The organism is Streptomyces sp. NRRL F-6676, assembly GCF_000725625.1.
GTDB lineage: Bacteria > Actinomycetota > Actinomycetes > Streptomycetales > Streptomycetaceae > Streptomyces.
Window position 1 is genome coordinate 17,601 of the sequence record NZ_JOHS01000030.1, and the last position, 24,266, is coordinate 41,866.

At 75.9% G+C, this 24,266-nt stretch carries 19 protein-coding genes; 9 read left to right on the plus strand and 10 right to left on the minus strand.

Features of this window, described 5'->3' with window-relative positions; translation table 11 throughout:
• Window positions 1-10 precede the first annotated feature (10 nt).
• The 4 genes from IO29_RS19415 to IO29_RS19430 all read right to left on the minus strand — a co-directional run bounded on the left by IO29_RS19415 (window position 11) and on the right by IO29_RS19430 (window position 8,622).
• Complete coding sequence (locus tag IO29_RS19415) at window positions 11-5,170, minus strand: coiled-coil domain-containing protein (RefSeq protein WP_030380792.1); 5,160 nt, start codon at window positions 5,168-5,170, stop codon at window positions 11-13.
• Between the two features lie 52 nt (window positions 5,171-5,222).
• Window positions 5,223-6,110, minus strand: a complete 888-nt coding sequence (locus IO29_RS19420; protein ID WP_037840567.1) for a hypothetical protein — start codon at window positions 6,108-6,110, stop codon at window positions 5,223-5,225.
• An 89-nt stretch (window positions 6,111-6,199) separates the two neighbouring features.
• Window positions 6,200-7,726: a hypothetical protein gene (locus tag IO29_RS19425; protein WP_030380794.1), complete on the minus strand. Its 1,527-nt coding sequence runs from the start codon at window positions 7,724-7,726 to the stop codon at window positions 6,200-6,202.
• A 200-nt stretch (window positions 7,727-7,926) separates the two neighbouring features.
• The gene (locus IO29_RS19430; protein ID WP_030380795.1) at window positions 7,927-8,622 is read right to left on the minus strand and encodes a GntR family transcriptional regulator; all 696 of its coding nucleotides are present in this window, start codon (window positions 8,620-8,622) and stop codon (window positions 7,927-7,929) included.
• 151 nt (window positions 8,623-8,773) lie between these two features.
• Here IO29_RS19430 and IO29_RS19435 point away from each other — a divergent pair, with 151 nt between their 5' ends.
• Genes IO29_RS19435 through IO29_RS19455 form a run of 5 tightly spaced genes read left to right on the plus strand, consistent with a single transcriptional unit; the run spans window position 8,774 to window position 13,221 of the window.
• The gene (locus IO29_RS19435; protein ID WP_030380796.1) at window positions 8,774-10,111 is read left to right on the plus strand and encodes an MFS transporter; all 1,338 of its coding nucleotides are present in this window, start codon (window positions 8,774-8,776) and stop codon (window positions 10,109-10,111) included.
• Window positions 10,108-10,929: a putative hydro-lyase gene (locus IO29_RS19440; RefSeq protein ID WP_030380797.1), complete on the plus strand. Its 822-nt coding sequence runs from the start codon at window positions 10,108-10,110 to the stop codon at window positions 10,927-10,929. Before IO29_RS19435 ends, IO29_RS19440 begins: the two co-directional genes overlap by 4 nt.
• A 35-nt stretch (window positions 10,930-10,964) precedes the next feature.
• The gene (locus IO29_RS19445) at window positions 10,965-11,717 is read left to right on the plus strand and encodes a LamB/YcsF family protein (protein WP_030380798.1); all 753 of its coding nucleotides are present in this window, start codon (window positions 10,965-10,967) and stop codon (window positions 11,715-11,717) included.
• On the plus strand, window positions 11,714-12,355 hold the full coding sequence (locus tag IO29_RS19450; RefSeq protein WP_030380799.1) for a 5-oxoprolinase subunit B family protein: 642 nt from the start codon (window positions 11,714-11,716) through the stop codon (window positions 12,353-12,355). Before IO29_RS19445 ends, IO29_RS19450 begins: the two co-directional genes overlap by 4 nt.
• The gene (locus IO29_RS19455; protein WP_030380800.1) at window positions 12,352-13,221 is read left to right on the plus strand and encodes a 5-oxoprolinase subunit C family protein; all 870 of its coding nucleotides are present in this window, start codon (window positions 12,352-12,354) and stop codon (window positions 13,219-13,221) included. Before IO29_RS19450 ends, IO29_RS19455 begins: the two co-directional genes overlap by 4 nt.
• Before the next feature lie 76 nt (window positions 13,222-13,297).
• On the opposite strand, the gene IO29_RS19460 is transcribed toward IO29_RS19455, so the two are convergent.
• From IO29_RS19460 to IO29_RS19480, 5 genes are all read right to left on the minus strand, one after another.
• Window positions 13,298-14,161, minus strand: coding sequence for an SGNH/GDSL hydrolase family protein (locus IO29_RS19460; RefSeq protein WP_030380801.1), 864 nt, complete (start codon window positions 14,159-14,161; stop codon window positions 13,298-13,300).
• Entirely contained in the window at window positions 14,158-15,498 is a 1,341-nt protein-coding gene (locus IO29_RS19465) for a glycosyltransferase (protein WP_078618362.1), read from the minus strand. Before IO29_RS19465 ends, IO29_RS19460 begins: the two co-directional genes overlap by 4 nt.
• A gap of 35 nt (window positions 15,499-15,533) precedes the next feature.
• A complete protein-coding gene (locus IO29_RS19470; protein ID WP_030380803.1) occupies window positions 15,534-16,658 on the minus strand; it encodes a glycosyltransferase family 4 protein in 1,125 nt (374 codons plus the stop codon).
• A gap of 113 nt (window positions 16,659-16,771) precedes the next feature.
• Window positions 16,772-18,196, minus strand: a complete 1,425-nt coding sequence (locus IO29_RS19475) for a hypothetical protein (protein WP_030380804.1) — start codon at window positions 18,194-18,196, stop codon at window positions 16,772-16,774.
• A gap of 343 nt (window positions 18,197-18,539) precedes the next feature.
• Window positions 18,540-18,932 (minus strand): ankyrin repeat domain-containing protein, encoded by a 393-nt coding sequence (locus tag IO29_RS19480; RefSeq protein ID WP_030380805.1) that lies wholly within the window; start codon window positions 18,930-18,932, stop codon window positions 18,540-18,542.
• Between the two features lie 317 nt (window positions 18,933-19,249).
• On the opposite strand from IO29_RS19480, the gene IO29_RS19485 reads away from it, so the two are divergent.
• Together IO29_RS19485 and IO29_RS19490 are read left to right on the plus strand one after the other, a co-directional pair.
• On the plus strand, window positions 19,250-19,444 hold the full coding sequence (locus IO29_RS19485; RefSeq protein WP_006141523.1) for a hypothetical protein: 195 nt from the start codon (window positions 19,250-19,252) through the stop codon (window positions 19,442-19,444).
• A 35-nt stretch (window positions 19,445-19,479) separates the two neighbouring features.
• Window positions 19,480-21,105, plus strand: coding sequence for a membrane protein (locus tag IO29_RS19490; RefSeq protein ID WP_030380806.1), 1,626 nt, complete (start codon window positions 19,480-19,482; stop codon window positions 21,103-21,105).
• A 49-nt stretch (window positions 21,106-21,154) separates the two neighbouring features.
• On the opposite strand, the gene IO29_RS19495 is transcribed toward IO29_RS19490, so the two are convergent.
• The gene (locus tag IO29_RS19495) at window positions 21,155-22,654 is read right to left on the minus strand and encodes an SCO1417 family PLP biosynthesis transcription factor (protein WP_030380807.1); all 1,500 of its coding nucleotides are present in this window, start codon (window positions 22,652-22,654) and stop codon (window positions 21,155-21,157) included.
• Window positions 22,655-22,753: 99 nt separating this feature from the next.
• Between IO29_RS19495 and IO29_RS19500 the strand changes: the two genes are divergently transcribed.
• Window positions 22,754-23,455: a membrane protein YczE gene (locus tag IO29_RS19500; protein ID WP_051707779.1), complete on the plus strand. Its 702-nt coding sequence runs from the start codon at window positions 22,754-22,756 to the stop codon at window positions 23,453-23,455.
• Window positions 23,452-24,219: a glycerophosphodiester phosphodiesterase family protein gene (locus tag IO29_RS19505; RefSeq protein WP_030380809.1), complete on the plus strand. Its 768-nt coding sequence runs from the start codon at window positions 23,452-23,454 to the stop codon at window positions 24,217-24,219. Before IO29_RS19500 ends, IO29_RS19505 begins: the two co-directional genes overlap by 4 nt.
• Window positions 24,220-24,266: the final 47 nt, after the last annotated feature.

The following is a 24,266-nucleotide window of genomic DNA, read 5'->3' on the forward strand; positions in this document are numbered from 1 at the left end:
CCGCCGTCCCTCACACGGACGGGGCGTCCGGCGCCGGGCGTCTGAACATCCGGGTGGCGGTGATCTCGCTGTGGACCGCCTCGTCCGGGTCGGTCGGCCGGGGCAGTCCGGGGCGCAGGTGTTCCTCGACGCTGATGTACTTCAGCCCCGCCCGCAGGTCGGCATCGTTGCGCAACCGGATCACCAGGGGGAACTCGGCGAGCGCGGTCGTGTCGAACAGACCGGTGGTGTACAGCAGCTGCACACCGAGCGCGTCGGAGACGGCCCGCTGGAGCTCCAGCAGATAGGTGGCGTTGGCGCGGCCGATGGGGTTGTCGAGGAACAGGGTGCCGGCGTGCCGGTGCTTGTCGCGGCCCCGGTCGTTGGAGCGCAGCGCGGCCATCGTGCAGTACAGCGCGATGGCGGCGGTGAGCAGCTGACCGCCGGAGAAGACGTCCCCCATCTGTCCGACGGGCACGCGCTCGGCGCGCAGCACCGCGTCGGGCTTGAGGATCTCGACGGCGACGCCCCTGGGGCGCAGGGCCGCGCCGACGCCGCGCAGCAGCAGGGACATGCCGTCCCGGCGCAGGTCGGAGTTCTTCTTGACGGCGGCGCGGGTGGCCTCGTCGATGACCTCGCCGAGCCGTTCGGTGAGCGTGGCCTGGTCGGGTTCGTCGAAGCGGATGCGGAGGAACTCCTGCCCGGACCACTCGCCGAGCCCTTCGGGCAGCCGGGACAGGCGCTGCGCGGAGCGCAGGGTGGCGAGCGCGGACTCCACCAGTCCGCGCAGCCGGTCCACGATGGAGTCGCGGTTGCGTTCGAGCTGCGCGAGTTCGTCGGTGAGCACGCGCAGGCGGGGCGCGAACGCCTCCGCCCACCGCCGGGCGTGTTCCGGCAGCGCGGCGGCGGGCAGTTCGCGGATCTGCTGCCGGGCCGGGGTGCGGACCTGCTCGTACCGCGTGGAGTTGGCGTGCCGGACGAGGACGTCGCTCGCCTCACGGACGGCGCCCTCGGCGGCGGACAGGTCGGCGGCGCAGCCGCGCAGTGAGCGGCGGGCCTCGGCGGCCGAGTGCCGGGCCTCCTCCAGGGTGCCCGGGTAGGGCTCGGGTTCGGGCTGTTCCTCGTCGGTGGTGTGCTCGCGCAGCAGGTCGCGGAGCATCGCGGCGATCTCGTCGAAGCCGCCGGCCGCGTCCTCGGCGGCCCGGTGGGCGTCGAGGAGTTCGGCGTGGGCGTCCCGCGCCCCGGTCAGTTCCCCGGTGCGGGCGGCGAGTTCGGTGGTGGCGGTGCGCAGCAGGGCCTGGGCGTGCTCGGCGTCGCGGGGGACGAGGTCGTCGGGCAGCTCGGTGTGCGCCTCGCCGTCCTCCGGGGCGTGCCGTTCGGCCTCGCCGCGCAGCCGGCCGAGCTGCTCGCTGGCGGTGGACATCCGCGTCTCCAGGAGCTGCACCAGTTCCTCGGCGCGGGCGGCGGCGGCCTGGCGGGAGGGCCCGTCGGCGCCGTCCGGGGAGGAGAGGAGCTGTTCCGCGCGGGTGCGCACCTTGTTGGTGAGCCGGTCCAGTTCCCGGCGGGCGGCGGACTCCTCGCTCTCCGCCCGCGCCTGCTCGGCCCGCAGATCGGCGCCGACACCGACCTTCTCGTACACCTGGGAGGCGGCCCGGTATGCCTCGCGCAGTGCGGGGAGCGACGACGCGGGCGCGTCGCCGTCCTCCTCCGGTACGTCGTCGGGGGCGCCGGCGATCTCGGCGCGCTCGGCGCGCAGGGTGCGGGCGGTGCGGCGGGCGTCGTCGGCCGCGCGCTGGGCGGCGCGGCGGTCCTCGTCGGCGGCGCGGGCGCGGTCCAGGCAGGACTGGGCGCGGGCCTCGGACTCGACGGCCTCGTCGGCGAGTTCACGGAGCCTGGCCTGCCAGCCGGCGCGTTCGCGGAGCCGGAAGGCGAGTCCGGCGAGGGCGTCGGCGGCGCGCCGCGCCCGTTGGGCGCTCTCCTGACGCTCGTCCCGGACGGCGGTGGCCTCCGCGGCGGCCTCGTCGGCCTCGGCGCGGGCCGTGCGGGCCTCGGCGAGTTCGGCCTCGGCCTCCTCGGCGAACGCGCGGGCCTCGGTGGCGGCCGCGGCCAGTTCGGCGAGGCGGCCGGCCGGGCAGCCGGTGCGCCAGGACGCCAGCCGGGCGGCCAGTTCGCGGTCCTTGCCGAGGCGGGCGGCGAGCGCCCGGATCTCCTCGTCGCGCCCGGTGGCGCGGGCGCGCAGCGCCTGGCGTTCCTCGTCGGCGGCGTGCTCGTCGTGCATGGCGGGGTTCGGCGGGACGAGGAACACCTCGCCCTCCTCCGCGCCGGGCGCCGGGGTCGGGGCGAGCAGCGCGGCGGCGGTGCCGACCGCGACGGCGGAGCGGGGCAGCAACGCGGCCTCGCCGAGCGCCTCGCGGGCGCGGGCGTGCGAGGCGGGGTCGGTGATGACGACCCCGTCGACGAGTTCGGGCCGGGCGGCGAGCACGCGCGCGTGGTCGGCGGGGTCGACCGCCTGGGCGAGGTAGCGCCAGCCGGGCAGCGCGGGGATGCCGTGCTCGCCGAGGAACTCGACGGTGGCCAGTACGTCGGGGCCGGGCGGCAGCAGTCCGCCGTCGCCGAGGGCGCCGAGGATGCGGGCGTCGTCGGCGGCGGCGGTCCGCAGGTCGAACAGCTGCCGCTCGGCGAAGGAGACGGCGTCGTCGAGCAGCTCCCGCAACTCGTCGGCGAAGCGGTCGAGTTGTTCCGGGGTGAGGGCGGGGTGCCCACCGTCGGCGAGGGGGCGCGCGGGGCCGGAACCGGAACCGGCGAGGGCGTCGGCGTCACCGTCCACCGTGCGGCCGCCTTCGGCGCGGCCGTCGGGGCCCTCGACGGGGCCCGCCCCGGAACCGCCCCCGGTCTCGACGACGGCCGTACGGACGGCTCCGCCGCTCCCACCGGGACCGGCCGCAGCCGGGGGCCCGGCCTCGGCCCACGTGCCAGCCTCGGCCCGCGTGCCAGCCTCGGCCCGCGTGCCAGCGGCGCCCTCGTCGGCCCGGACACCGAGATCGGCTGCGGAAGCCGCTCCGGCGGGGGCGCCCGGGCCTGTCCCGGCCGGTGGTCCGGCTTCGGCCCTGGCACCCCCGGCGGCCTCGCCCCAGGCACCGGAGCCGGCGTCGGACGCGGCACCGGCGGAGGTGCCGCCCGCGCCCCCGGCTGCCGCCTCGTCGCCCTCGTCTCCGGTCACCGTCCGCTCGCCGCCCGGGGCCGCGCCCCGGGCGGCGTTCCGGTTGCCGGCCGGGGCCCCGGTGCCCGTCCTCGGGCCCGGTACCCCGGGCCGGCCTGCCGGCGACGGGCCCTTCGCCGGGCTCGTTGCCGGGAGGCCGAGGAGTTCCGTGAGGCGCTCCTCGAGCGCCAGGGACTCGGCGAGCCTGCGCTCGGCCTCGTACGCGCGCGTGGCGGCCGTCGCCGCGTCGGCCGAGCGGGCCGCCGTCAGCTCCGCGCGGGACTCGGCCGAGGCTGCCTCCCGCGCGTGCTCCGTGGCCCTGCGGGCGGCCTCGCGGGCGGTGTCCCACGCCGCGACCGCCGTCTTCTCGGCGTCGCTCGCGGCGAGCGCGGCGCGGGCCGGGTCGGCGTCGGGGGCACTGTCGTCGAGCCAGCCCGCGCGGACCGCCTCGGCGGTCTCCTGCTCGACCTCCGTCAGCCGCTGGCGCAGATGTCCGGCCTCGCTGCGCGCGCGCTGCGCCTCGGTGGCCGCCGCGGTGGCGTCCCGGTGGGCCGCCTCGCCCGTCTCCTGGAGCGCGGCCGAGCGCTCCTCCTCCTCGTTGGCGAGGTTCTCGGCGCCGTCGGCGGCCGAGCGCAGCGCTCGTACGAGGTCGACGGCCGCCTTGGCGCGGGCGGCGAGGGCGGGCGCCGCGTCCCGTTCGGCCTCGCGGATGGCGACGGCCACGCGCGCGGAGCGGTCGGCGGCGGCGCGGTGGCGCAGTACGGCCTCGGCGGCCTGCCACGCGGCGTGCAGTGTGCGCGCGTCGGCCAGCTCGCGCTTCTGCGCGGCCGCCGTCTTCTCGGCGCCCGCGAGGGCCAGCGAGGCGTGCCGGTAGGCGAGTTCGGCGGCGACCAGCGCGGCCCGCTCGCGGGCGCCCTCGGCGTGCGTGACGGCGTACGCGGCGGCGGTGACGCGCTGGGCGAGGTCCGCGGCGCGCACCCGCTCCCGCGTACCGCGCGCGGACAGCCGCCGGGCGAGCGTACGGGTGCGCCGTTCGGCGCCCGCGTGGACGTCCCGCGCGCGGGCACGGGTCTCGGCGGCCTCGACGATCCGGCCGAGCAGGTCCACCGACCCGGCCGTGAAGTCGCGTTCGGCGATCAGTTCGGCGCGCCGGCCGAGTTTGTTGCCGAAGCCGCTGACCAGGTCGGCGAGTCCGTCGGTGTCCCGGGTGTCGGTGACGGCGCGCAGCAGCAGGTCGGTGAAGTCGGAGTCCTTCTTGACCGCGAACAGCCCGGCGGCCTCGCCCTCGTCGGCGTTCATCTCCCGCTGGTAGCGGAAGAGTTCGGGGTCGAGGCCGAGGTCGGTGAGGTGCTCGTTCCAGCGGTCGTGGATCTCCTCCCAGTGAACCTCCAGATGCGGGTACGCCTTGCCCGCCTCCGTGAGCGCGTCCCGGAAGCCCTTCATCGTGCGGCGCCGGCCGCGCGCGCCCGAGACGCCCTCGACGGGGGGCCGTACCGCGGTGGACTCGGCGACCGGCAGGTTGTCCAGGGTGAGTCCGGGGCCGGGCCTGAAGGAGTACCAGGCCTCGGCGAACTTGCGCGGGTCGCCCGAGACCTGGCGGCCGCGCCACTCGCTGGCCTTGCCGACCACGACGCACTCGCCGGTCAGCGTGTGCTGCCACTCCAGGGCCACGTGCCCGCAGTCGTCGGCGAGCAGGAACTTGCGCAGCACTCCGGAGCTGGCGCCGCCCAGGGTGTTGCGGTGGCCCGGCAGCATCACGGAGAAGATCAGCTTCAGCAGGACGGACTTGCCGCCGCCGTTCTCCAGGAAGAGCACGCCGGCGGGGGCGGGCCGGCGCGGCGGGCCGACCGGCTCCTCCTCGAAGAACTCCGCCTGCGTGGGCGCGGGGTCGGGCACGGGCTCGCCGACGCCGCGCAGGTCCAGCACGGTGTCGGCGTAGCGCGCGCCGGCCGGCCCGATGGAGTAGAGGCGGACCCGGGACAGTTCGTACATCGGCGGACTTTCGTCGGTCTTCTTCGGCGGATCGGGGTGCGGCGGTGGTGCGTTACGGCTGTGCGGAGTGGAAGGGCAGTCCGGCGTCGGCCACCAGGTCCAGGTCGTCGGCGTCGTCGGGGGGCAGCAGCGTCGGCGTGCCGTCGGTGACGGGGACGACGCCCAGTTCGAGGAGTTCGGCCATGGCGGCGCCGCCGGCCATGTCGCGGACCTGGAGCTGGTAGCGGGCGGTCGTGCGGTATGTGCCGCCGCCGTCGTCGCCGGTGCGCTGGAGGAAGCCGGAGTCGGTGAGGAAGGTGACGGCCTTGGCGATGATGCCGGTGGTGGAACCCGCGAGTCTGCGGGCGTCCTTGGTGGCGCCGGTGGCGCTGCGCCGGGCCCAGATCCGCCAGGCGGCCTCCAGCCCGGGGGCGTCGGTCGCCGGGTCGGTGTTCTCGCCCTGTGCGGCGGCCCGTTCCTCCAGGCGGCGGCAGGCCTGGCGGACGAAGGCGTCGACGCCGTTGACCGTGACCCGGCCGATGTAGCCGTCGTCGGCGAGGTCCTCGGGGCGCGGGAAGGCGAGGGCGGCGACGGCGAGATGGGCGAGGCCGTGCAGGAAGCGGTCGCCGGCGTCGGCGGACGTGCGGCGGGCGTAGTCGCCCATGCGGACGGCGAAGACGGAGTCCTCGGCGGCGGTGACGGCCATGCCCGCGCGTGGGGAGACCTCCAGGACCACCAGGCCGAGCCCGGCGGCCACGGCGTCGGCGAGCCGGGCGAAGGCCGGGTCCTCACGGTGGCGGCGCAGCAGTTCGGCGTACTCCTGGTCGCGGGCGGGCTGCAATTTGGGCTGTAGTCCGAAGGCGACGAGCCGCGCCGCGTCGGCGGCGTCGGCGGGCGTGCCCCCGCCGCTCGCCGGCGCGGCGGCGGCCTCCGGCTCACTCCACTCGGCGGACTCGGTCACGGTCGGGGCTCCTTGGTGCGGGGGTGGTCAGTACGTCGAGGGTGCGGGCGCGGGGCGGTGCGCCGGGGCGGGGACGGCTTCGCGGGGCGTCATGCGGCGTCCGAGCGGTCCGCCGCCATTCCCGCCGCGTCCAGCAGGGCCGTGCCGACGATGAGGTCGGCGCCGCCGAACTCCGGGTCGTCCAGCTGCGTGCCGTCGTCGACCGCGAAGAGCAGTCTCTCCTCGCCCTGGCGGTAGGCGGTGCCGACCGGCGGGCTGGCCGCGTGCACCGCCAGCAGGGCGACGAGGTAGGGCAGGTCGGGGTCGCGGCGGCGGGCCTCGGCGAGCAGTCCGGACAGCCGGCGGGGCGCGTCGGCGGGCAGGTCGAGCAGGTCCGTGGCGGCGGCGAGCTGCTCCTCGCTGAACCGGCTGTCGTCGGGGGTGGCGATGAGGTCCGGCTCGGGCATCTCGGCGCCGAGGTGCTCGCGTTCGACGGGCGGGGTGAGCAGCAGGTCGACGAGGTCACCGACGCGGACGGAGGCGGGGGTGCGCAGCCCCGTGCCGCGGGCGAAGAACGCGTCGGTGACGCGGACGGAACGCTCCAGCGGGAGCGGGAGGACCGGGGCGAGCAGCTGTCCGTACAGGTCCGTGCCGGACGCCGCCGTCACCGGGGCGAACGCCTGGCGGTCCTGTTCGGCGCGGAACAGCGGGCCGGCCTCCAGCAGCCGGGACTGCAACTGGGTGTGACGGCGGATGCAGTCCTTGACGATGTCGACGAGTTCGGCGGCGCGCCGCTTGTTCTCGGGGTCCTCGGACTCGTCGCGCGCGCGGCGGATGTTGGTGAGGATCGCGTTCTCGTGGCGGTAGCGGTCGGCGACGTGGTCGAGGGCCTCGGCGATCATGTCGGGCACCGCGTTCAGCCAGTCCACCGCCCGTACGTTGCGCCGCGTGGCCTCCAGGGCGCGGCGCAGTGTCTCGGCATACTGCACGGTGCGGTAGCGGGCCTGTTCGGCGGCGAGCTGGGCGTCAGCGAGTCGGCCCCGGCTGACGAGCACCTCCAGTTTGACCTCGGCGGCGATCTGCGCGCTGGTGACGTCGGTGTCGAGGGCGCCCACCAGGACGTTGACCGCCTCGTCGGTCGTGCGCAGGTAGACGCCTCCGCCGTAGCCGGGGACCTCCTCGACGAGTTTGAAGTCGTAGTCCCGGCGGACGTAGCTGCCGTCCGGGTTGAAGGTGCCGTAGACGGCGCGGAAGCCGCGGTCCACGCTGCCGACGTTGATCAGGTTCTCCAGGACCCAGCGGGCCACGCGTTCGTGCTCGGCGGCCGGGCGGCGGGGGGCCTGGGCGGCGATGCGCGGGAGGAGGCGGGAGACGATCTGTTCCTGGTCGGCGCCCGTGTCGAAGTCCATGTGGAGGGTGACGAGGTCGATGGCGGCGAGGGCGACCTCCGCCATGCCGTACACCGAGTACTCGCCGGCGAGGTTGGCCTTGCGGGCGTCCAGGTCGTGCAGGGGCGCGGTGCAGGCGAGTGCGCGCAGGCGGCGGGCCAGGCCCTCGTCGGCGGCCGGCCCCGGCGCGGGGCGTGCGCCCGTGCTGAGCTGGGGCGGAACGCGGTCCGTCGGTGCGGGGGAAGTCACGGTGCACAGACTAGGTCCTGGGTCTGACATCGGGCCAAACGGGGCGGAGGGCGCCTTCTCGGCGCGGGGGTGTGGCGTGCCCCAGGCTCCCCGGGGTGGTCAGGTGCGGTCGTGACGGGGCTGCCGCTCAGTCGTGGTCGCTCGCGCACACGCGGCGGAGCCGCATGTCGACACGGCCCCGCGCCCCTTTCGGGGCGCTGTCAGCCCGCGTCTGCCACGCGGCGGGCGTAGACCTCCACCAGGCCCTTCCTGGAGTCGTCCAGGTAGGTCGCGAGGAAGTGTTCCGCGTGGTCCCGTCCGCCGGACTGGAGGGTGTGGAGGAGTTGGCGGTTGCGGGTGAGGTAGGGCTCGTGGAGGCGGCGCGGGTCGTCCACCACGTGGAAGGCGAGGCGCAGTTCGGCGAAGACGCTGCGCATCACCTCGTCCGTGCGGTCGCTGCCCGCGAGCGCGACGAGCGCGCGGTGGAAGTGGATGTTGGCGGTGGAGACGCCCTTCCAGTCGCCCTCGCGGGCCGCCCGTCCGCCCTCCTCGACCGCCGCGGCGAGCCCGTCGACGGCGTACGGCGGGTCGCCCAGGCCGCGCACGACGGCGCACTCCACGAGTCGGCGCACCCGGTAGATGTCCTCCACGTCCTCGACGGTCAGCACCCGTACGAACACGCCCCGGTTGAGCTCGTGGACGAGCAGCCGTTCGTGCGTGAGCAGCCGGAACGCCTCGCGCAGGGTGTTGCGGGAGACGCCCAGCGCCCCGCCGATGCCGTCCTCGGAGAGCCGGGTGCCCGGCGGGAAGTAGCCCTCGGCGATGCGGCTTCTGAGGATGTCCGCCACCCGCTCGGCGGTGCTGGTCCGGCCCAGGAGGGCGCGGTCGTCGGCCAGCGGCGTCAACTGGTCTGCCATGCGCGGAATTCAATCGCAGACAGAAGAACGAGACAACATGGGTATTGAAGGATCGTTCAACGATCCTCTACCTTCCTGAGTAGGGCACACAGGCAAGCACCGCACGGCTCACTCCTCACGCACCCTCCGTCCCCCTCACTGCGAGGTGCTCATGAGCACGACTCCTCCCTCCCGGGTCTCCCGGAAGCCCTCCACCGACCCGCTCCCCCACGCGGACGCCCCGGCGGCCGACGACGGCCCCCTCGGGTTCTGGCGCGCGCTCGGTCCGCGCGGCCGGCGCGCCTTCGGGGGCGCGTTCGGCGGCTACGCGCTGGACTCCTACGACTACTTCACGCTGCCGCTGAGCATGGTGGCCCTGGCCGCCTACTTCGGCCTGGACAGCGGCCAGACGGGACTGATCACCACCGTCACCCTGGTGGTCTCCGCGGTCGGCGGCGCCGTCGCGGGGGTCGTCGCCGACCGGATCGGCCGCGTCAAGGCGCTGCTGATCACCGTGGTCACGTACGCCGTCTTCACCGTGGCCTGCGGCTTCGCGCCCAGCTACGAGACGCTGCTGCTCTTCCGCGCGTTGCAGGGGCTCGGCTTCGGCGGCGAGTGGGCGGTCGGCGCGATCCTGGTCGCCGAGTACGCGAGCGCCCGGCACCGGGGCCGCGCCCTGGGTGCGATCCAGAGTTCCTGGGCCGTCGGCTGGGGGCTGTCCGTCGTCGTCTACACGGTGGTGTTCTCCATCGCGGGCGACGACCTCGCCTGGCGGGTGATGTTCTGGACCGGCGCGCTGCCCGCGCTGCTGGTGCTGTGGGTGCGGCGCCGGGTGCACGACGCGCCCGGGGCGGCCGCCGTGCGCCGGGAGAACCGGGAGAGCACGGCGAAGGGCTCGTTCGCGGCGATCTTCCGCCCGGGGACCGCGCAGGAGCCCGGGCTGCTGCGCACCACGGTGTTCGCGGGTCTGCTCTCCACCGGCGTCCAGGGCGGCTACTACACGCTGGCCACCTGGGTGCCGACGTATCTGAAGTCGGACCGCGGCCTGTCGGTGGTCGGCACCGGTTCGTATCTGACGTTTCTCATCTCGGGGGCCTTCGTCGGCTATCTGACCGGCGGTTACCTCACCGACCGGCTGGGCCGGCGGCGCAACATCTGGCTGTTCGCCGTGCTGTCGGCGGTCTGCGTGCTGGCGTACACGCACATCCCCGAGGGGGCCGACACGCTCCTTCTCGTGCTCGGTTTCCCGCTCGGGTTCTGCATGTCGGCGATCTTCAGCGGCTTCGGCTCGTATCTGAGCGAGCTGTACCCGACGGCGGTGCGGGGCACCGGCCAGGGCTTCACGTACAACACCGGACGCGCCGTCGGCGCCGTCTTCCCCACCCTGGTCGGCTATCTCGCCGACAGCTGGGGTGTGGGCGGCGCGCTGGTCTTCGGCGCCCTCGGCTACGGCCTCGCGGCGCTGGCGCTGCTGGGGCTCCCGGAGACACGCGGAAAGGAACTCCAGTGAACCGTACCCAGGACCGCCCCGTGACGGCCGTCGACCCGCACGCGCACGCGTGGAGCCCGAAAACGGCACGGGCCCGCTTCCGGGAGGGGCTGGCCGGCCCCACCGCGGGGGTCGCCTTCGGCCACACCCAGGCCAACCTGATCTCCGTCCCCGCCGACTGGGCCTACGACGTCCTGCTGTTCTGCCAGCGCAACCCCAAGCCGTGCCCGGTCCTCGACGTCACGGACGCCGGCTCCGCCGGCACGGTGCTGGCCGAGGGCGCGGACCTGCGGACCGATCTGCCTCGCTACCGGGTGTGGCGCGACGGCGAGCTGGTGGACGAGCCCACGGACGTGCGGTCGTACTGGCGCGAGGACCTGGTGTCCTTCCTGATCGGGTGCAGCTTCACCTTCGAGTCGGCGCTGACGGGGGCGGGCGTCCCGCTGCGCCACATCGAGCAGGGCCGCAACGTCCCCATGTACGTGACGAGCCGCCGGTGCCGTCCGGCGGGGCGACTGCACGGGCCGATGGTGGTCTCGATGCGCCCCGTCCAGCCGGAGCACCTGTCGGCGGCGATCCGGGAGACCAGTCTGCTCCCGGCGGTGCACGGCAGCCCGGTGCACTGCGGGGACCCGTCGGTGCTCGGCATCGACGACCTGGGGCGGCCGGACTTCGGGGAGCCGGTCGGCCTGCGGCCGCGCGACATCCCGGTGTTCTGGGCGTGCGGGGTGACGCCGCAGGCGGCCGTCATGGCCTCCCGGCCGCCGTTCGCGCTCACCCACGCACCGGGGCAGATGTTCGTCACCGACGCTCGCGACGAGCAGTACCGCGTAGCCTGAGAACAGGGCCCGCACGGGCCCGAGCGGGAGAGAACATGATCGACCTGAACGCCGACCTCGGCGAGGGTTTCGGCCGCTGGCGGCTCACCGACGACGAGGCGCTGCTGTCGGTCGTCACCAGCGCCAACGTGGCCTGCGGCTTCCACGCCGGGGACCCGGCCACGATGCGGCGGGTGTGCGCGCTGGCGGCCGGGCGGGGTGTCCGGATCGGCGCCCAGGTGTCCTACCGCGACCTGGCCGGCTTCGGGCGGCGCGCGATGGACGTGCCGGCCGGGGAACTGGCCGCCGAGGTCGCCTACCAGATCGGTGCCCTGGAGGTGTTCGCCCGGGCGGCGGGCGCGCGCGTGGCGTACGTCAAGCCGCACGGCGCGCTCTACAACCGGGTGGTGCACGACGAGGAACAGGCCGCGGCGGTGGTCGAGGGCGTGCTCCTCGCCGGCGCCGCGCTGCCCGTGCTCGGACTGCCCGGCTCGCGCTTCCTGGAGGCCGCGGCGAAGGCCGGACTGCCCACCGTCACCGAGGCGTTCGGGGACCGCGCGTACACCGACGAGGGCACGCTGGTGCCGCGCGGCCGGGACGGCGCGGTGGTCACCGAGCCGGACGCGGTGGTCGAGCGGTCGCTCGGGCTGGCCCGCGAGGGCGGGGTGACCGCGTTGTCGGGACGCCGGATCCCGGTGCGGGCGCGGTCGCTGTGCCTGCACGGGGACACCCCGGGCGCGGTGGAGCTGGCCCGCCGGGTGCGGGCGCGGCTGGAGGGGGCGGGCGTGCGGGTGGAGGCGTTCGCATGACGGCCTCCGTCCGGGCGCTGCCCGTCGGTGATCGGGCCCTGCTGGTCGAACTGGACTCCGGAGAGGCGGCCCAGGCCCTCCACGCCGAGCTGCTGCGCCGCCGGGCCGCGGGCGCGCTGACGGTACGGGAGATCGTGCCGGCGGCCCGTACGGTCCTGCTCGACGGTCTTGACGAGCCGGCCCGGCTCGCCGCCGAACTCCCCGGCTGGGAGGTGCCGCCGGTCGCCACGCGCGCGCAGGAGGCGGTCGAGATCCCCGTGCGGTACGACGGGCCCGATCTTCCGGACGTCGCCGCGCTGTGGGGCGTCCCGGAGGCCGAGGTGGCGCGGATCCACTCCGGCGCCGACTTCCGGGTCGCCTTCTGCGGCTTCGCGCCCGGGTTCGGCTATCTGACGGGGCTGCCGGAGCGGTACGACGTGCCGCGCCGGGCCACCCCGCGCACGGCGGTCCCGGCGGGATCGGTCGCCCTGGCCGGGCCGTACACGGGCGTCTACCCGCGTGCCTCGCCGGGCGGCTGGCAGCTCATCGGGACGACGGACGCGGTCCTGTGGGACCACACGCGCGTGCCGGCCGCGTTGCTGACGCCGGGGGCGCGGGTGCGGTTCGTCCCGGTGGGCGGATCGGTGGGGTCCTCATGAGCGATCGCGCGCTCGCCGTCGTACGCGCCGGGGCGCTGACCACCGTGCAGGACCTCGGGCGGCCCGGACACGCCCACCTGGGGGTGCCGCGTTCCGGTGCCCTGGACGCGCCGGCCGCGGCGCTCGTCAACCGGCTGGTCGGCAATCCGCCGTCCGCGGCCGTCCTGGAGACGACGCTCGACGGGTGCGCCGTGCGGCCGCGTTCGGCGGTCACCGTGGCGGTGGGCGGTGCGCCCTGTCCGGTCGCCGTGGACGGGCGGCCGGCGCCCTGGGGCGCGCCGTTCCGGGTGCCGGGTGGTGCGCTGCTGGACGTCGGGGCGGTGCGTGCGGGGGTACGGAGCTACGTCGCCGTCGCGGGCGGGGTGGCCGTCGAGCCGGTGCTCGGCAGCCGCTCCACCGATCTGCTCTCCGGGCTGGGCCCGCCGCCGCTCACCACCGGAACGGTGCTTCCCCTGGGGCGGCCCGCCGGTCCCCACGCGCGCGTGGACGTCGTTCCGCAGCCGGCGCCGTCGGAGGAGCTGGTGCTGCGCGTCACGCTGGGGCCGCGGGACGACTGGTTCACCGCGCGCGCGGTGCACGCGTTCACCACGCGCGCGTACCGGGTGTCGTCGACGAGCAACCGGATCGGCCTGCGCACGGAGGGGCCCGCGCTGGAGCGGGCGGTGGGCGGGGAGCTGCCCAGCGAGGGCATGGTCCTCGGCGCGGTCCAGGTGCCTCCGGACGGCAGGCCCGTGGTGTTCCTGGCCGACCACCCGACCACCGGCGGCTACCCGGTGGTCGCGGTCGTCCGCCCCACCGACCTGGCCGCCGCGGCGCAGGCCGCGCCGGGTACGCCGGTGCGGTTCACGGCGGTACGGCACCGCTGAGTGCGCCCCAGGCACACCGCTGAGTGCGCCCCAGGCACACCGCTGAGTGCGCCCCAGGCACACCGCTGAGTGCGCCTCAGGCCGCCGCCTCCCACCGGTCGGGCGGCGGCGGGAGTGCCGTCAGCGCGGAGGCCACGGCGCGGGTGGCGGCCAGATCGAGGCGGGCGGTGGTGCCGCGGGCACCGTGGCGCAGTTCCGTGGTGGCGAGGGCGAGCAATTGGGGCAGCAGGTCGGTGCAGCGCCGGGCCACCCACGCGGTCCCCGCGGTCGCCAGCCACCGCAGGGAGTCGGCCCGGGTGGGCGGCGGGGAGCCGGGTTCGGCGGACGGTGGCGTTCCGGTCGCGAGACCGGCCGCCGCGAGCAGTCGGTGGCTGCGGAGCGCGAGTTGCCGGTGTCCGCGCTCCCCCGGGTGCAGCCGGTCCGCGCTCCACATCGCGCGGTCGGCCACCCACGTGTCCTCCGCCGCGTGCAGGTGGAGCGCGCCGTGCCGCTCGGACAGCGCGTGGACGACGGCGTTGACGGCCCGCAGACGGCGGTCGAGGGGGCGGGCGAGCGGTCCGGGCAGGCCGAGCACCGCGCCCGGGCCGGGCAGGCAGACGGTGAGCAGGGCGGCCCGCTGGGCGCGGAAAGACCCGTACACCTGGTCGAGGCGGGCGGCGACGGTGCGGATGTCGAAGCCGTGGCGGAGTGTGTCGTTGACGCCGACGACCACGGAGACGAGGCCGGGGCGCAGGGCGAGGGCGGCCGGGGTCTGGTGGCACAGCACGTCGTGGGTCTGCGCCCCGCTGACCGCGAGGTTGACGAATGCGGCGGGCGCGGCGGCGGGTCCGAGCCCGGCGGCGAGCAGCGCGGCCCAGCCGCGCCGGGCACCGCCGCCGACGGGGTCGCCCACGCCCTCGGTGAGCGAGTCACCGAGCGCGACGAACCGCAGGGGGCTCATCGGGCCCCCTCGACGGCGGCGACGGCGGGGGCCGCGGGGGCGACGGCGGACGGAAGTCCGCCGTGCGCGGACTCCGCGTCGTGGTCCGGCACGGCCTCGCGGACGCCCACCGGGCCGGGTACGGCCGCCGCGTCACGCACGGCCGGCCCGTCCTGGGCGCACCGCACGGACGCCACAGCCCGCACCGGCTCCGCCTCGTGGGCCTCGAGGAACGCCGTCACCGCCGTGTCCCAGCCGAAATGGGCCGCACGCGCGCGTGCGGCCTCGCGGCGGGCGGCCTCCGGGCGGTCGAGGACGTGCTCCACGGCGTCCGCGAAGGCGACCGCGGCCGCAACACCGTCGGCCGCGACGGCACCTGTCGTGCCGAGCACCTCCGGCAGCGCGGACGAGGCGCCGGCCACCACCGGCGTGCCGCAGGCCATCGCCTCCAGCGCGGCCAGCCCGAACGTCTCGGCGGGCCCCGGCGCCAGGCACACGTCCGCGCTCGCCTGCAACGCGCCGAGCAGGTCCCGGTCGCCGACGTGCCCGAGGAACGTCACGGGCAGCCGGCCCTCCCGCGCCCGGCGCTCCAGCCGGGCCCGCAGCGGCCCGTCCCCGGCGACGACGAGCACCGCCCGCCGCCCGCGCCGCCGCAGCTCCCGCAGCGCGTCCAGCGCCGTGCCGGGCCGCTTCTCCACGGACAGCCGGGAGCAGAGGACGAGCAGCGCCTCGCCCTGGCGTGCGTACGTCTCGCGCAGTGCGGGCCGCCGCAGCCCGGGGTGCCGCCGGGCGAGGTCCACGCCGAGGGGCGCGCGGACCACGTTGTGGACGCCGAGCCGCACGAACTCCCGGGCGGCGAACTCCGTGGTGCACACCACGCGCGCGTAGTGGTGTGCCGTACGGAGGTTGAGGGCGTCGGCGGCCCGCCGGGAGAGGCGTTCCGGGACGCCCCACGTGCGCAGGACGCCGTCGGCGGTCTCGTGGGAGACCATCACGGCCGGCACCCGGGCCCGGCGCGCCCACGTCCCGGTCCAGCGCAGCGTAGTGCGGTCGGAGACCTCGAGCCGGTCGGGGGCCAGTTCCTCCAGGAGGGCGGCGACACGGCGGCGGTCGGTGAGGACGCGGTAGCCGCCGGTGCCGGGGACGACCGGGCCCGGCAGGGTGATCACCCTGCCCTGCTCGGTGTCACGGTCCTCGTACCGCTCGCCCGGCACGATCAGGACGGGTTCGTGGCCCGCGGCCCGGAACCCCTTGCCCAGCTCCCGCAGCGCCGTACGCAGCCCGCCGGAGGCGGGCGCGACGAAGTTGGCGAGCCGCACGATGCGCAGTCCGCCGCCGTACCGCTGGGTGGCGAACAGCGGCTCCGTCGTACGCGCGCCCGGTGCGCCGGCGTTCACGCCGCCACCGCCGTCCGGGCCGCGAGGACGGACTCGTAGTGGCCGATCAGCCGGTCGCCGACGGCGGTCCAGGTGCGGCCCTCCACGGCGGCGCGGCCCGCGGTGCCGTACGCGGCGCGCAAGGCGGGGTCCGCGGCCAGGGACCACACCGCGTCGCGCACCGCGCCCGCGTCCCGGGGCGGTACCAGCAGGCCCGTGCGGCCGGGGGTCACCAGGTCGAGCGGGCCGCCCGCCGCGGGGGCGATCACGGGGAGTCCGCAGGCCATCGCCTCCTGCACCGTCTGGCAGAAGGTCTCGTACGGCCCGGTGTGCACGAACACGTCCAGCGAGGCGAAGACCCGGGCGAGGTCGTCGCCGGTGCGGCGGCCGAGGAAGACGGCGCCGGGCAGCGCGGCCCGCAGCCCGGGTGCGCTCGGCCCGTCGCCCACGACGACGACCCGCACCCCGTCCAGGCCGCACACCTCGGACAGCAGTTCGACCTGTTTCTCGGGGGCCAGCCGCCCGACGTAGCCGACGATCAGCTCGCCGCCGGGCGCGAGTTCGCGGCGCAGCGCCTCGTCACGGCGGCCGGGGCGGAACCTGTCGGTGTCGACGCCGCGCGGCCACAGCCGGACCCGGGGCACGCCGTGCGCCTCCAGGTCGGCACGGGCCGCGCGGGACGGCGCGAGGGTGCGGTCGGCGGCGGTGTGCACGGAGCGGAGGCGGCGCCAGGCCGCGGCCTCGCCGGCGCCCATGTACGTACGGGCATAGCCGGCCAGGTCGGTCTGGTAGACGGCCACGGCGGGCACACCGAGCCGCGCGGCGGCGGCCATGCCGCGGGCGCCGAGGACGAAGGGCCCGGCCAGGTGGACGACGTCGGCACGGTGGTCGGCGATGGCCGCGGCGACGCGGCGGCTGGGCAGGGCGACACGGACCTGGGGATAGCCGGGGAGCGGGAGGGAGGGGACACGGACGACGGGGCACGGCGCCTGGGCGTCGGTGTCCTGGGCACCGGCGGCTGCCGGAGCGACGACGAGCGGGGAGTGACCGCGGTCCGCGAGGTGGCGGGCGGTCTGGAGCGCGCAGTGGGCCACGCCGTTCACATCGGGGGGAAAGGACTCGGTCACGATGACGACACGCATACCCGTGTTGTCGCCGGGCTGGACGTGCTCGCGTCAACGTCGATCTTTCCCGGCGGGGAACGTCCCATGAGCGGTCGGTTCCCCCGCGCCCCGGGCGCCCGCCCCGGGCTCCCTCACCCCCCGACGGCGCCGGAACCCGGCCCGATCCGGCTGCGGACGGCGGTCTGGACCTCGGCCTCCTCCGCCGGATCGGCGGCGAGGCGGCGGAGGCGTTCGACGACGCGGACGTCGCCGGTCTCGGCGTGCCGGGCGGCGAGTTCGCGGGTGGTCTCCTCGCAGTCCCAGAGGCACTCGACGGCGAACCCGGTCGCGAAGGAGGGGTCGGTGGCGGCCAGGGCGCGGGCGGCGCGGCCGCGCAGATGGGAGGAGGCGGTCTCGCGGTAGACGTGCCGCAGCACGGGGGCGGCGCAGCCGATGCCGAGCCGCCCGGCGCCGTCGACGAGGGTCCACAGGGTCGGCGCGTCGGGTCCCTCGCCGCGCACGGCCTCGCGGAGGGCGGCGAGCACCAGGTCCTTGTCCTGGGCCCCGCCGCGGCAGGCGAGCATCCGGCCGGCGGCCGCGCCGAGCGTGTCGGGCCGGTGGGCCCAGCCGCGCGCCCGCTGGACGGCGGCGGTACTGCTCATGCGTTCGAAGGCGGCGACGGCGGCCTCCGCGACGAGCGTGCCGCCGTCCGCCACGGCGGCCTCGACCAGGTCGAGGATGCCGGGATCGCCGGTGTCGGCGAGATAGCGCAGGGCGGTGCAGCGGGCGCCGTCGCCGCCGGAGCGGGCCGCGTGCACGATCTCGGCGTGGTCCTCGGGCCCGGCCACGGCGCTCAGACAGCGCGCGGCGGGCACATGGAGGGCGGCGCCGCGGTCCAAGCCCTGCTGGGCCCAGTCGAACACGGCCTGGACGCTCCAGCCGGGGCGGGGCCCGGAGGGCCTCAGCTGCCGCTGCCAGCGGTCGAAGCTGCCGGTCTCCTGGGCCGTGCGGACCCGGGTGGCGACCCAGGCGCGGGCGTCGTCGGCCCACAGCCGCCAGGGCCGGGGTTCGAAGGCGTCGCGCACGGCAGCGGCGAGTTCGGCCTCGCCCTCGGGGCCGGCCGGGAAGCGGGCGAGCACGGGAGCGGCGAGCGCGCGCAGCCCCTCGTCGTCGTCGCGCAGCGCCAGCTCGTCCAGGGCCCAGGCCCAGTTGGTGCCGGTGGCCGCGTAGCGGCGCAGCAGGGCGAGGGCGTCCCGCCGCCCGTAGGAGGCGAGGTGGCCGAGGACGGCGAGGGCGAGCCCGGTGCGGGACTCCTCGGTGTCCAGGACGTCCTCGGCGTCGAACAGGTGTGCCTCGACGGCGTCGAGCCCGCCGTTCAGGTCGAGGTACAGGCGGGCGTAGTAGAGGGAGCGGTTCTCCACCTGCCAGTCGTGGCGGGGGTCCCGCAGCACGCACGTGTTCAGGGCCGCGAGCGCCTCGGCGCGCGGGGCGGTGAGCGCGTGCAGTGTGCCGTCGCCGCGGCCCCGCTGGAGCAGGCCGAGCAGCGTACCGCTGGGCGCTATGACCGGATCGAACATGGGAAACAGCCTCACATCAAGCGTCGACGCAACCGGGGAACAACCGCGTTACCTGGCCGCGTGACAACACGTCGGAGCGCCCGCCGTCTCATGCTTGCTGTGAACCATCTTCCTCTGCCTCTCGTCGGTGGCCCATGCGGACCGGTCACGGTCCGCGCGGTGCGGCAACACCTGCCCAGCCGTCGCGTCCGTGAATCACGACGTCATGATGGCCCGCTGTTTTCGCTGCCGCGACCGTATTTCCGGCGGCCCCGTCCCGCCTCCCCCGTCGTTTCCCGTCCTGTCCGGTCCGGGACGGTGTGGCCCGGTGTGACCGGCGTCCCGAATGGCCAGGAGATTACCGTCAGTTGACGCCGAAGAGCGCGAGCAGTTCGGTCCGGCCGAACATCCGGGCGGTGTCGGCGGCGGACGGCGTGCCCGCCGTCGGGTCGGCGCCGGCGGCGAGCAGGACCTCGATCACCTCGCGCTCGTCCTTGAAGACCGCCCCCGCGAGGGGGGTCTGGCCGCGGTCGTTGACGCGGTCGGCCTCGGCGCCGCGTTCCAGCAGGGCGCGCAGGGCCCCGGCGTGGCCGTGGTAGGCGGCGAGCATCACCAGGGAGTCGCCGCGGTCGTTGGTGAGGTCGGCCGGGACGCCCGCGTCGACGTAGGCGACGAGCTCCTCGGTCCGGCCCCGCCGGGCCAGGTCGAAGATCCTGGTCGCGAGCTCCACGACCTCCGGGTCGGGGGCTTCACTCATCGCCGGCTCACCTTTCACTGCGTACGTGGGGGGACCCGTGGTGCGGCCGGAGTGCGGCCGTACGGGTGAATCGCCAGCGTACTGGCTCCGCGCGGCACATGACCGGCGTCCGCCGTGGCGAGGATCACCGGGAGCCGTCCGTCACGGGGCCGCGGGCCCCCGGCCGGGGACGGGCCGGAGGGCGGGGAGCGCGCACCGGGAACGGACGAGGGGTGAAACGCCGGGAGATCACCCAGTTGCACCTTTTGTCATATGGATACATTCTGTGATCCTGGACGAACTCATGGTGACCGTCCCCCTCAACCAGGAGAGCTCAAATGATTCTGTCCATCTCAGGCGTGGTCCTGTTCGGCATCATCGTCTTCCTGTTCTTCAGGAAGGACGGCCTCAAGGCGTCGCACGCAACGGTCTCGGCCCTGTTCGGCTTCTACCTGGCGAGCACCGCGATCGCCCCCAGCATCAAGGCGGGCGGCGAGAGCCTGGCGAGCCTCCTTGGCGGAATCAACTTCTGAACGCCCCTGACAGCCCCGTACCTCCAGGAGACGACGTGGCCCGCCGCCCCCTTCCCCGCATCCTCCAGCGAGGCACCGTCCTCGGCAGAGGCAGTGCACGGCTCGCCGGCCGAGGCAGCGCACAGCTCGCCCGCGGCCGGGAGCTGGCCCGGACGGCGGCGGACGGCGCCACCGACGTCCTCCATCCGCTGATCACGGTCACCCGTGGACTGCGCCGGCTGGCCGCGGCCGGCCGGCGCAGATGGGCGGAGACACCGAAGGACCGGCGCGGACCACTGGTGTTCCTCGTCGTCGCGGTGCTCCTGGTGGTGGGCCTCGCGCCGTACGGGCCGCTGCTCGCCGTCGTCGCCCTGCTGGCGGCGGCGGCCTGGCAGGGCCGCGAGCAGGCCGTGCCGGTGCCCGAGGGCCCCGACGAGGCGCAGACCGAACGGCTGCGCGCGCTGTACGACGCGCTCGTCCCGTACTTCACGGCCGCCGGCGACCCCACCCCGCTCTACGGGCACGGCGGCGACTGGACGGCGGCGCTGTCCGGATACGAGTTCGACGACGCGGGCCGGATCTCCGGGCTGACCGTCCGCTACCCGGCCTACTTCACCGACGGCGAGCCCGAGTCCCGCGCCCGGATCGAACAGGTGTTGCAGGCCAAGGCCGGCCGGGGCCGCGAGTACCACTTCACGTGGGACGAGGAGGGCAACGAGCTGACGCTCTCCGTCCTCGCCCCGCTGCCCACCGACATCGCCGCCCAGCGCTTCGTGACCGCGCCGGGCGAACTCGTGCTCGGTTTCACCGACCCCACCGGCGTCCAGCGCACCGTCCCCCTCGACTACGGCGAGGAGCGGCGCGACGAACCACCCGTGGTGTGGCGCACCGGCGCGCGCTCCACCGAGCCGCATCTGCTGGCCGTCGGCGAGCCGGGCAGCGGCACGACGACCCTGCTGCGCTCGCTGGCCCTCCAGGCGCTCCAGCACGGCGACGTGCTGATCGTCGAGGGCGGCGGCACCGGCGAGTACGCGTGTCTGACCGGGCGCGACGGCGTCCTCGCGGTCGAGTGCGCGCTCGCGGGCGCGGTGGCGAGCCTTCAGTGGGCGACCCACGAGACGGAGCGGCGGCTGATCGCCGCGAACCGGGCCCGGCAGGCCGGACAGCCGGCCCCGGACGACGTCCGGCGCCCGCTGTGGATCCTGCTCGACCGGCCGGCCGCCCTCGGCCATCTGGCCGCGGCCGGCGGGCACGAGGATCCGCTGGCGCTGCTCCAGGTGCCGCTGCGGCACGGCCGCGCGGCGAACGTGACCGTGGTGGTGGCCGAGCACGTCGACGGCCTCGACGCGCTCCCGGAGTCGGTACGGCAGCACACCCGCGCGCGTGTGGTGCTCGGCCCGGCCGCCGCGGACCTGCTCACGGCGGTACTGGGGGCGCCACCGCACACGACCCCCACCAAGGACGTCCCGCCGGGGCGGGGGTACGCGCGGCTCGGCTCGGGACCGGTCCACCGGCTCCAGGTGCCGGCCACCCCCGACCCGTACGACGACGCCACCGGCGAGCGGCAGCGCGAGGCGGTGCTGGCCCTGCTGCCGGAGCGCACGGCGCCGGCGGACCCGGGGCCGTTCACCAAGGACGCGGGGCCCCTGAGCAGAACGGAGCCGGTGGCCGCGGAGGGGTGAGCGCCCCCGGCGCCCTATGCCACGAACATCCGCGGCGGCTCCGTCGTCCTCACGCCACGAACGTCCGCGGCGGCTCCGTCGTCCCCAACGCCCCCGCCCGCACCATGTCCGCCGCCGCGGCCAGCCGCGTCGCCGCCTCGTTGGCCACCGCGCCGCCCACCGTGAACGGCAGCCGGACATAGCCCTCGAAGGCGCCGTCCACTCCGAAGCGGGGCCCCGAGGGGACGCGGACGCCCGCCCGCTCCCCCGCCTCGGCCAGCCGCGAGCCGGACAGCCCGCCGGTGCGGACCCACAGCGTGAGGCCGCCGTGCGGCACCGCGAACTCCCAGTCGGGCAGCTCCCGGCGCACCGCCGCGACCAGCGCGTCACGGTTCTCCCGGGCCTGGCCGCGGCGCAGTCCGACGGCTTCCTCCCAGCCGCCCGTGCTCAGCAGCCAGTTGATGGCCAGTTGTTCGAGGACGGGGGTGCCCAGGTCGGCGTAGGCGCGGGCCGCGACCAGGCTGCGGACGACGTCCGGCGCGGCCCGCACCCAGCCGATGCGCATGCCGGCCCAGAACGCCTTGCTGGCGGAGCCGACCGTGATGACGGTCGACCCGGCGGGGTCGAAGGCGCACACCGGGCGCGGCATCTCGGTGTCCTCGTCCAGGCGCAGCTCGCTCATCGTCTCGTCGACGACGACCACGGTGCCGGCCGAGCGCGCCAGCTCCACCAGGCGGCGCCGCTGGTCCTCGTCGGCGAGCGCGCCGGTGGGGTTGTGGAAGTCGGCGACCACGTAGGCGAGGCGCGGTGCCGCCTCACGCAGTACCTGTCGCCAGCGCTCCACGTCCCAGCCGGCCAGCCCCTCGGCCATGGCGACGGGCACCAGCCGCGCCCCCGCCTCGCGCATCAGCTGGAGGATGTTGGCGTAGGACGGCGACTCCACCGCGATCCGTTCGCCGCGCCCGGCGAAGAGGTGGCAGATCGCGTCGATCGCGCCCATCGCACCGGTGGTCACCATGATCTGCTCGGGCATGGTCGGGATGCCCCGCGCGGTGTAGCGCTCGGCGAGCATGGCGCGCAGCGCGGGCAGCCCCGCCGGGTAGTCGCCGTGCGTGTGGGCGTACGGCGGCAGCTCCCCCAGGGCTCCCTGGACGGCGCGGGTGAGCCAGGGTTCGGGGGCGGGCAGGGCCGCGGTGCCGAGGTCGATCAGCGAGCCGAGCGCCTCGGGGGGCAGCGGTTCCAGGCCGCGCGCGGGCAGCGGGTTCCCGGCGGGTACGGCGGTCCAGCTCCCGGCCCCCCGGCGGGATTCCAGGAACCCCTCGCCGCGCAGTGCCTCGTAGGCGGCGGCGACCGTGGTGCGGCTGACGGAGAGGGCGAGCGCCAGTTCGCGCTCGGCGGGCAGCCGGGCGGCGACCGGGACCCGGCCCTCCAGCACGAGCAGCCGGATACCGTCGGCCAGGGCGCGGTAGGCGGGCGGGCGGCGGGTGCCGGGGCCGGCGGGGCGGTCCGCTTGCGAGCCGAGCAGCCGGGCGAGCTGTGCCGCCCCGACGGCGGAGGTCCACTTCACCATGGAGATCGGTCCACCTTCCTGGAATTGGCCCTGGATGGTTCAATTCCCCGAGCCACAGAGTGGCACGCGCCGGTCCACTTCAACCACTCGGGGGCTCCCTTGCCGACCTCGCCGTCCGTCCTTCCCTCCGGTTCCGCCCCGTCCGCGCCGCCGGAGCGCCGGCGCCTGCTGCGAAGGCTGTCCCAGCTCTACGTCGGCCTGGCGCTGTACGGCGTGAGCTCCGCGCTGCTGGTGGCGGCCGGTCTGGGCCTCGAACCGTGGGGCGTGCTGCACCAGGGGCTGGCCGAACGCACCGGGTTCACCATCGGCGAGGTGACGATCGCCGTGGGCGCCGTGGTGCTGCTGCTGTGGATCCCGCTGCGCCAGCGTCCGGGACTCGGCACCGTATCGAACGTCTTCGCGATCGGCCTGGCCATGGACGGCACGCTCGCCGTACTGCCCCCGGTGCACACCCTCTGGCTGCGGATCGCGCTGATGGCCGGCGGTGTGGTCCTCAACGGGCTGGCCACCGGTCTGTACATCGCCGCGCGGTTCGGCCCGGGCCCGCGCGACGGGCTGATGACGGGGCTGCACACGCGCACCGGCCGGTCGGTCCGGCTGCTGCGGACCTGCATCGAGGTCGCGGTCGTGGTGACCGGCTTCGTCATGGGCGGCACGGTCGGCGTGGGCACCGTGCTGTACGCGCTGTCCATCGGCCCGCTCGTACAGCTGTTCCTGCGGGTGTGCGCCGTCCCGTCGACGCCCTCGGGCAGCACCGTCGTTGCCGGACGGAAACCGGGGCGGGCCATACTGCGGCGGTGACCACCGCGATACGCCACCCCTACCTCGACCACCACGGCCCGCTCGCCTTCGCCCACCGGGGCGGAGCGGCCGACGGCCTGGAGAACACCGCTGTCCAGTTCCGGCGCGCGGTGGCGGCCGGTTACCGCTACCTGGAGACGGACGTGCACGTCACGGCCGACGGCAGGCTCGTGGCGTTCCACGACGCGACCCTGGACCGGCTGACGGACGGCACGGGCCGGATCGCCGGCCTCCCGTGGTCCGTCGTGCGCCAGGCACGCGTGGCGGGCGGCGAGCCCGTCCCCCTGTTCGAGGACCTGCTGACGGAGTTTCCGGAGGTCCGCTGGAACGTCGACTGCAAGGCGGAGTCCGCCCTGTTCCCGCTGCTCGGCCTCATCGGGCGCACCGACGCCTGGGACCGGGTGTGCGTGGGCTCGTTCTCGGAGGCGCGGGTGGCCAGGGCCCAGCGGCTGGCTGGACCCCGGCTGGCGACCTCGTACGGCACCCGGGGCGTGCTCGGTCTGCGGCTGCGCTCCTGGGGGCTGCCCGCCGCCGTGCGCGGCTCGGCGGTCGCGGCCCAGGTGCCCGAGCGGCAGTCGGGCGTGCCCGTGGTCGACGCCCGCTTCGTACGGACCGCGCACGCGCTGGGGCTCCAGGTGCACGTGTGGACGGTGAACGAGGCGGACCGCATGCACCGGCTCCTGGACCTCGGGGTCGATGGCATCATGACCGATCACATCGACACGCTGCGCACGGTCCTGGAGGAACGGGGCACCTGGGGCTGACGGCCCGGCGCGGCGGCGGACGGCAGACGTTCACGGGGTCCTCGGGC

Excerpts from the sequence above, each read along its gene's own strand:
- IO29_RS19415 (WP_030380792.1), bottom strand. The coding sequence starts at position 5,170 with ATGTACGAACTGTCCCGGGTCCGCCTCTACTCCATCGGGCCGGCCGGC.
- IO29_RS19430 (WP_030380795.1), bottom strand. The coding sequence starts at position 8,622 with ATGGCAGACCAGTTGACGCCGCTGGCCGACGACCGCGCCCTCCTGGGC.
- IO29_RS19435 (WP_030380796.1), top strand. The coding sequence starts at position 8,774 with ATGAGCACGACTCCTCCCTCCCGGGTCTCCCGGAAGCCCTCCACCGAC.
- IO29_RS19445 (WP_030380798.1), top strand. The coding sequence starts at position 10,965 with ATGATCGACCTGAACGCCGACCTCGGCGAGGGTTTCGGCCGCTGGCGG.
- IO29_RS19450 (WP_030380799.1), top strand. The coding sequence starts at position 11,714 with ATGACGGCCTCCGTCCGGGCGCTGCCCGTCGGTGATCGGGCCCTGCTG.
- IO29_RS19455 (WP_030380800.1), top strand. The coding sequence starts at position 12,352 with ATGAGCGATCGCGCGCTCGCCGTCGTACGCGCCGGGGCGCTGACCACC.
- IO29_RS19460 (WP_030380801.1), bottom strand. The coding sequence starts at position 14,161 with ATGAGCCCCCTGCGGTTCGTCGCGCTCGGTGACTCGCTCACCGAGGGC.
- IO29_RS19470 (WP_030380803.1), bottom strand. The coding sequence starts at position 16,658 with ATGCGTGTCGTCATCGTGACCGAGTCCTTTCCCCCCGATGTGAACGGC.
- IO29_RS19475 (WP_030380804.1), bottom strand. The coding sequence starts at position 18,196 with ATGTTCGATCCGGTCATAGCGCCCAGCGGTACGCTGCTCGGCCTGCTC.
- IO29_RS19480 (WP_030380805.1), bottom strand. The coding sequence starts at position 18,932 with ATGAGTGAAGCCCCCGACCCGGAGGTCGTGGAGCTCGCGACCAGGATC.
- IO29_RS19485 (WP_006141523.1), top strand. The coding sequence starts at position 19,250 with ATGATTCTGTCCATCTCAGGCGTGGTCCTGTTCGGCATCATCGTCTTC.
- IO29_RS19495 (WP_030380807.1), bottom strand. The coding sequence starts at position 22,654 with ATGGTGAAGTGGACCTCCGCCGTCGGGGCGGCACAGCTCGCCCGGCTG.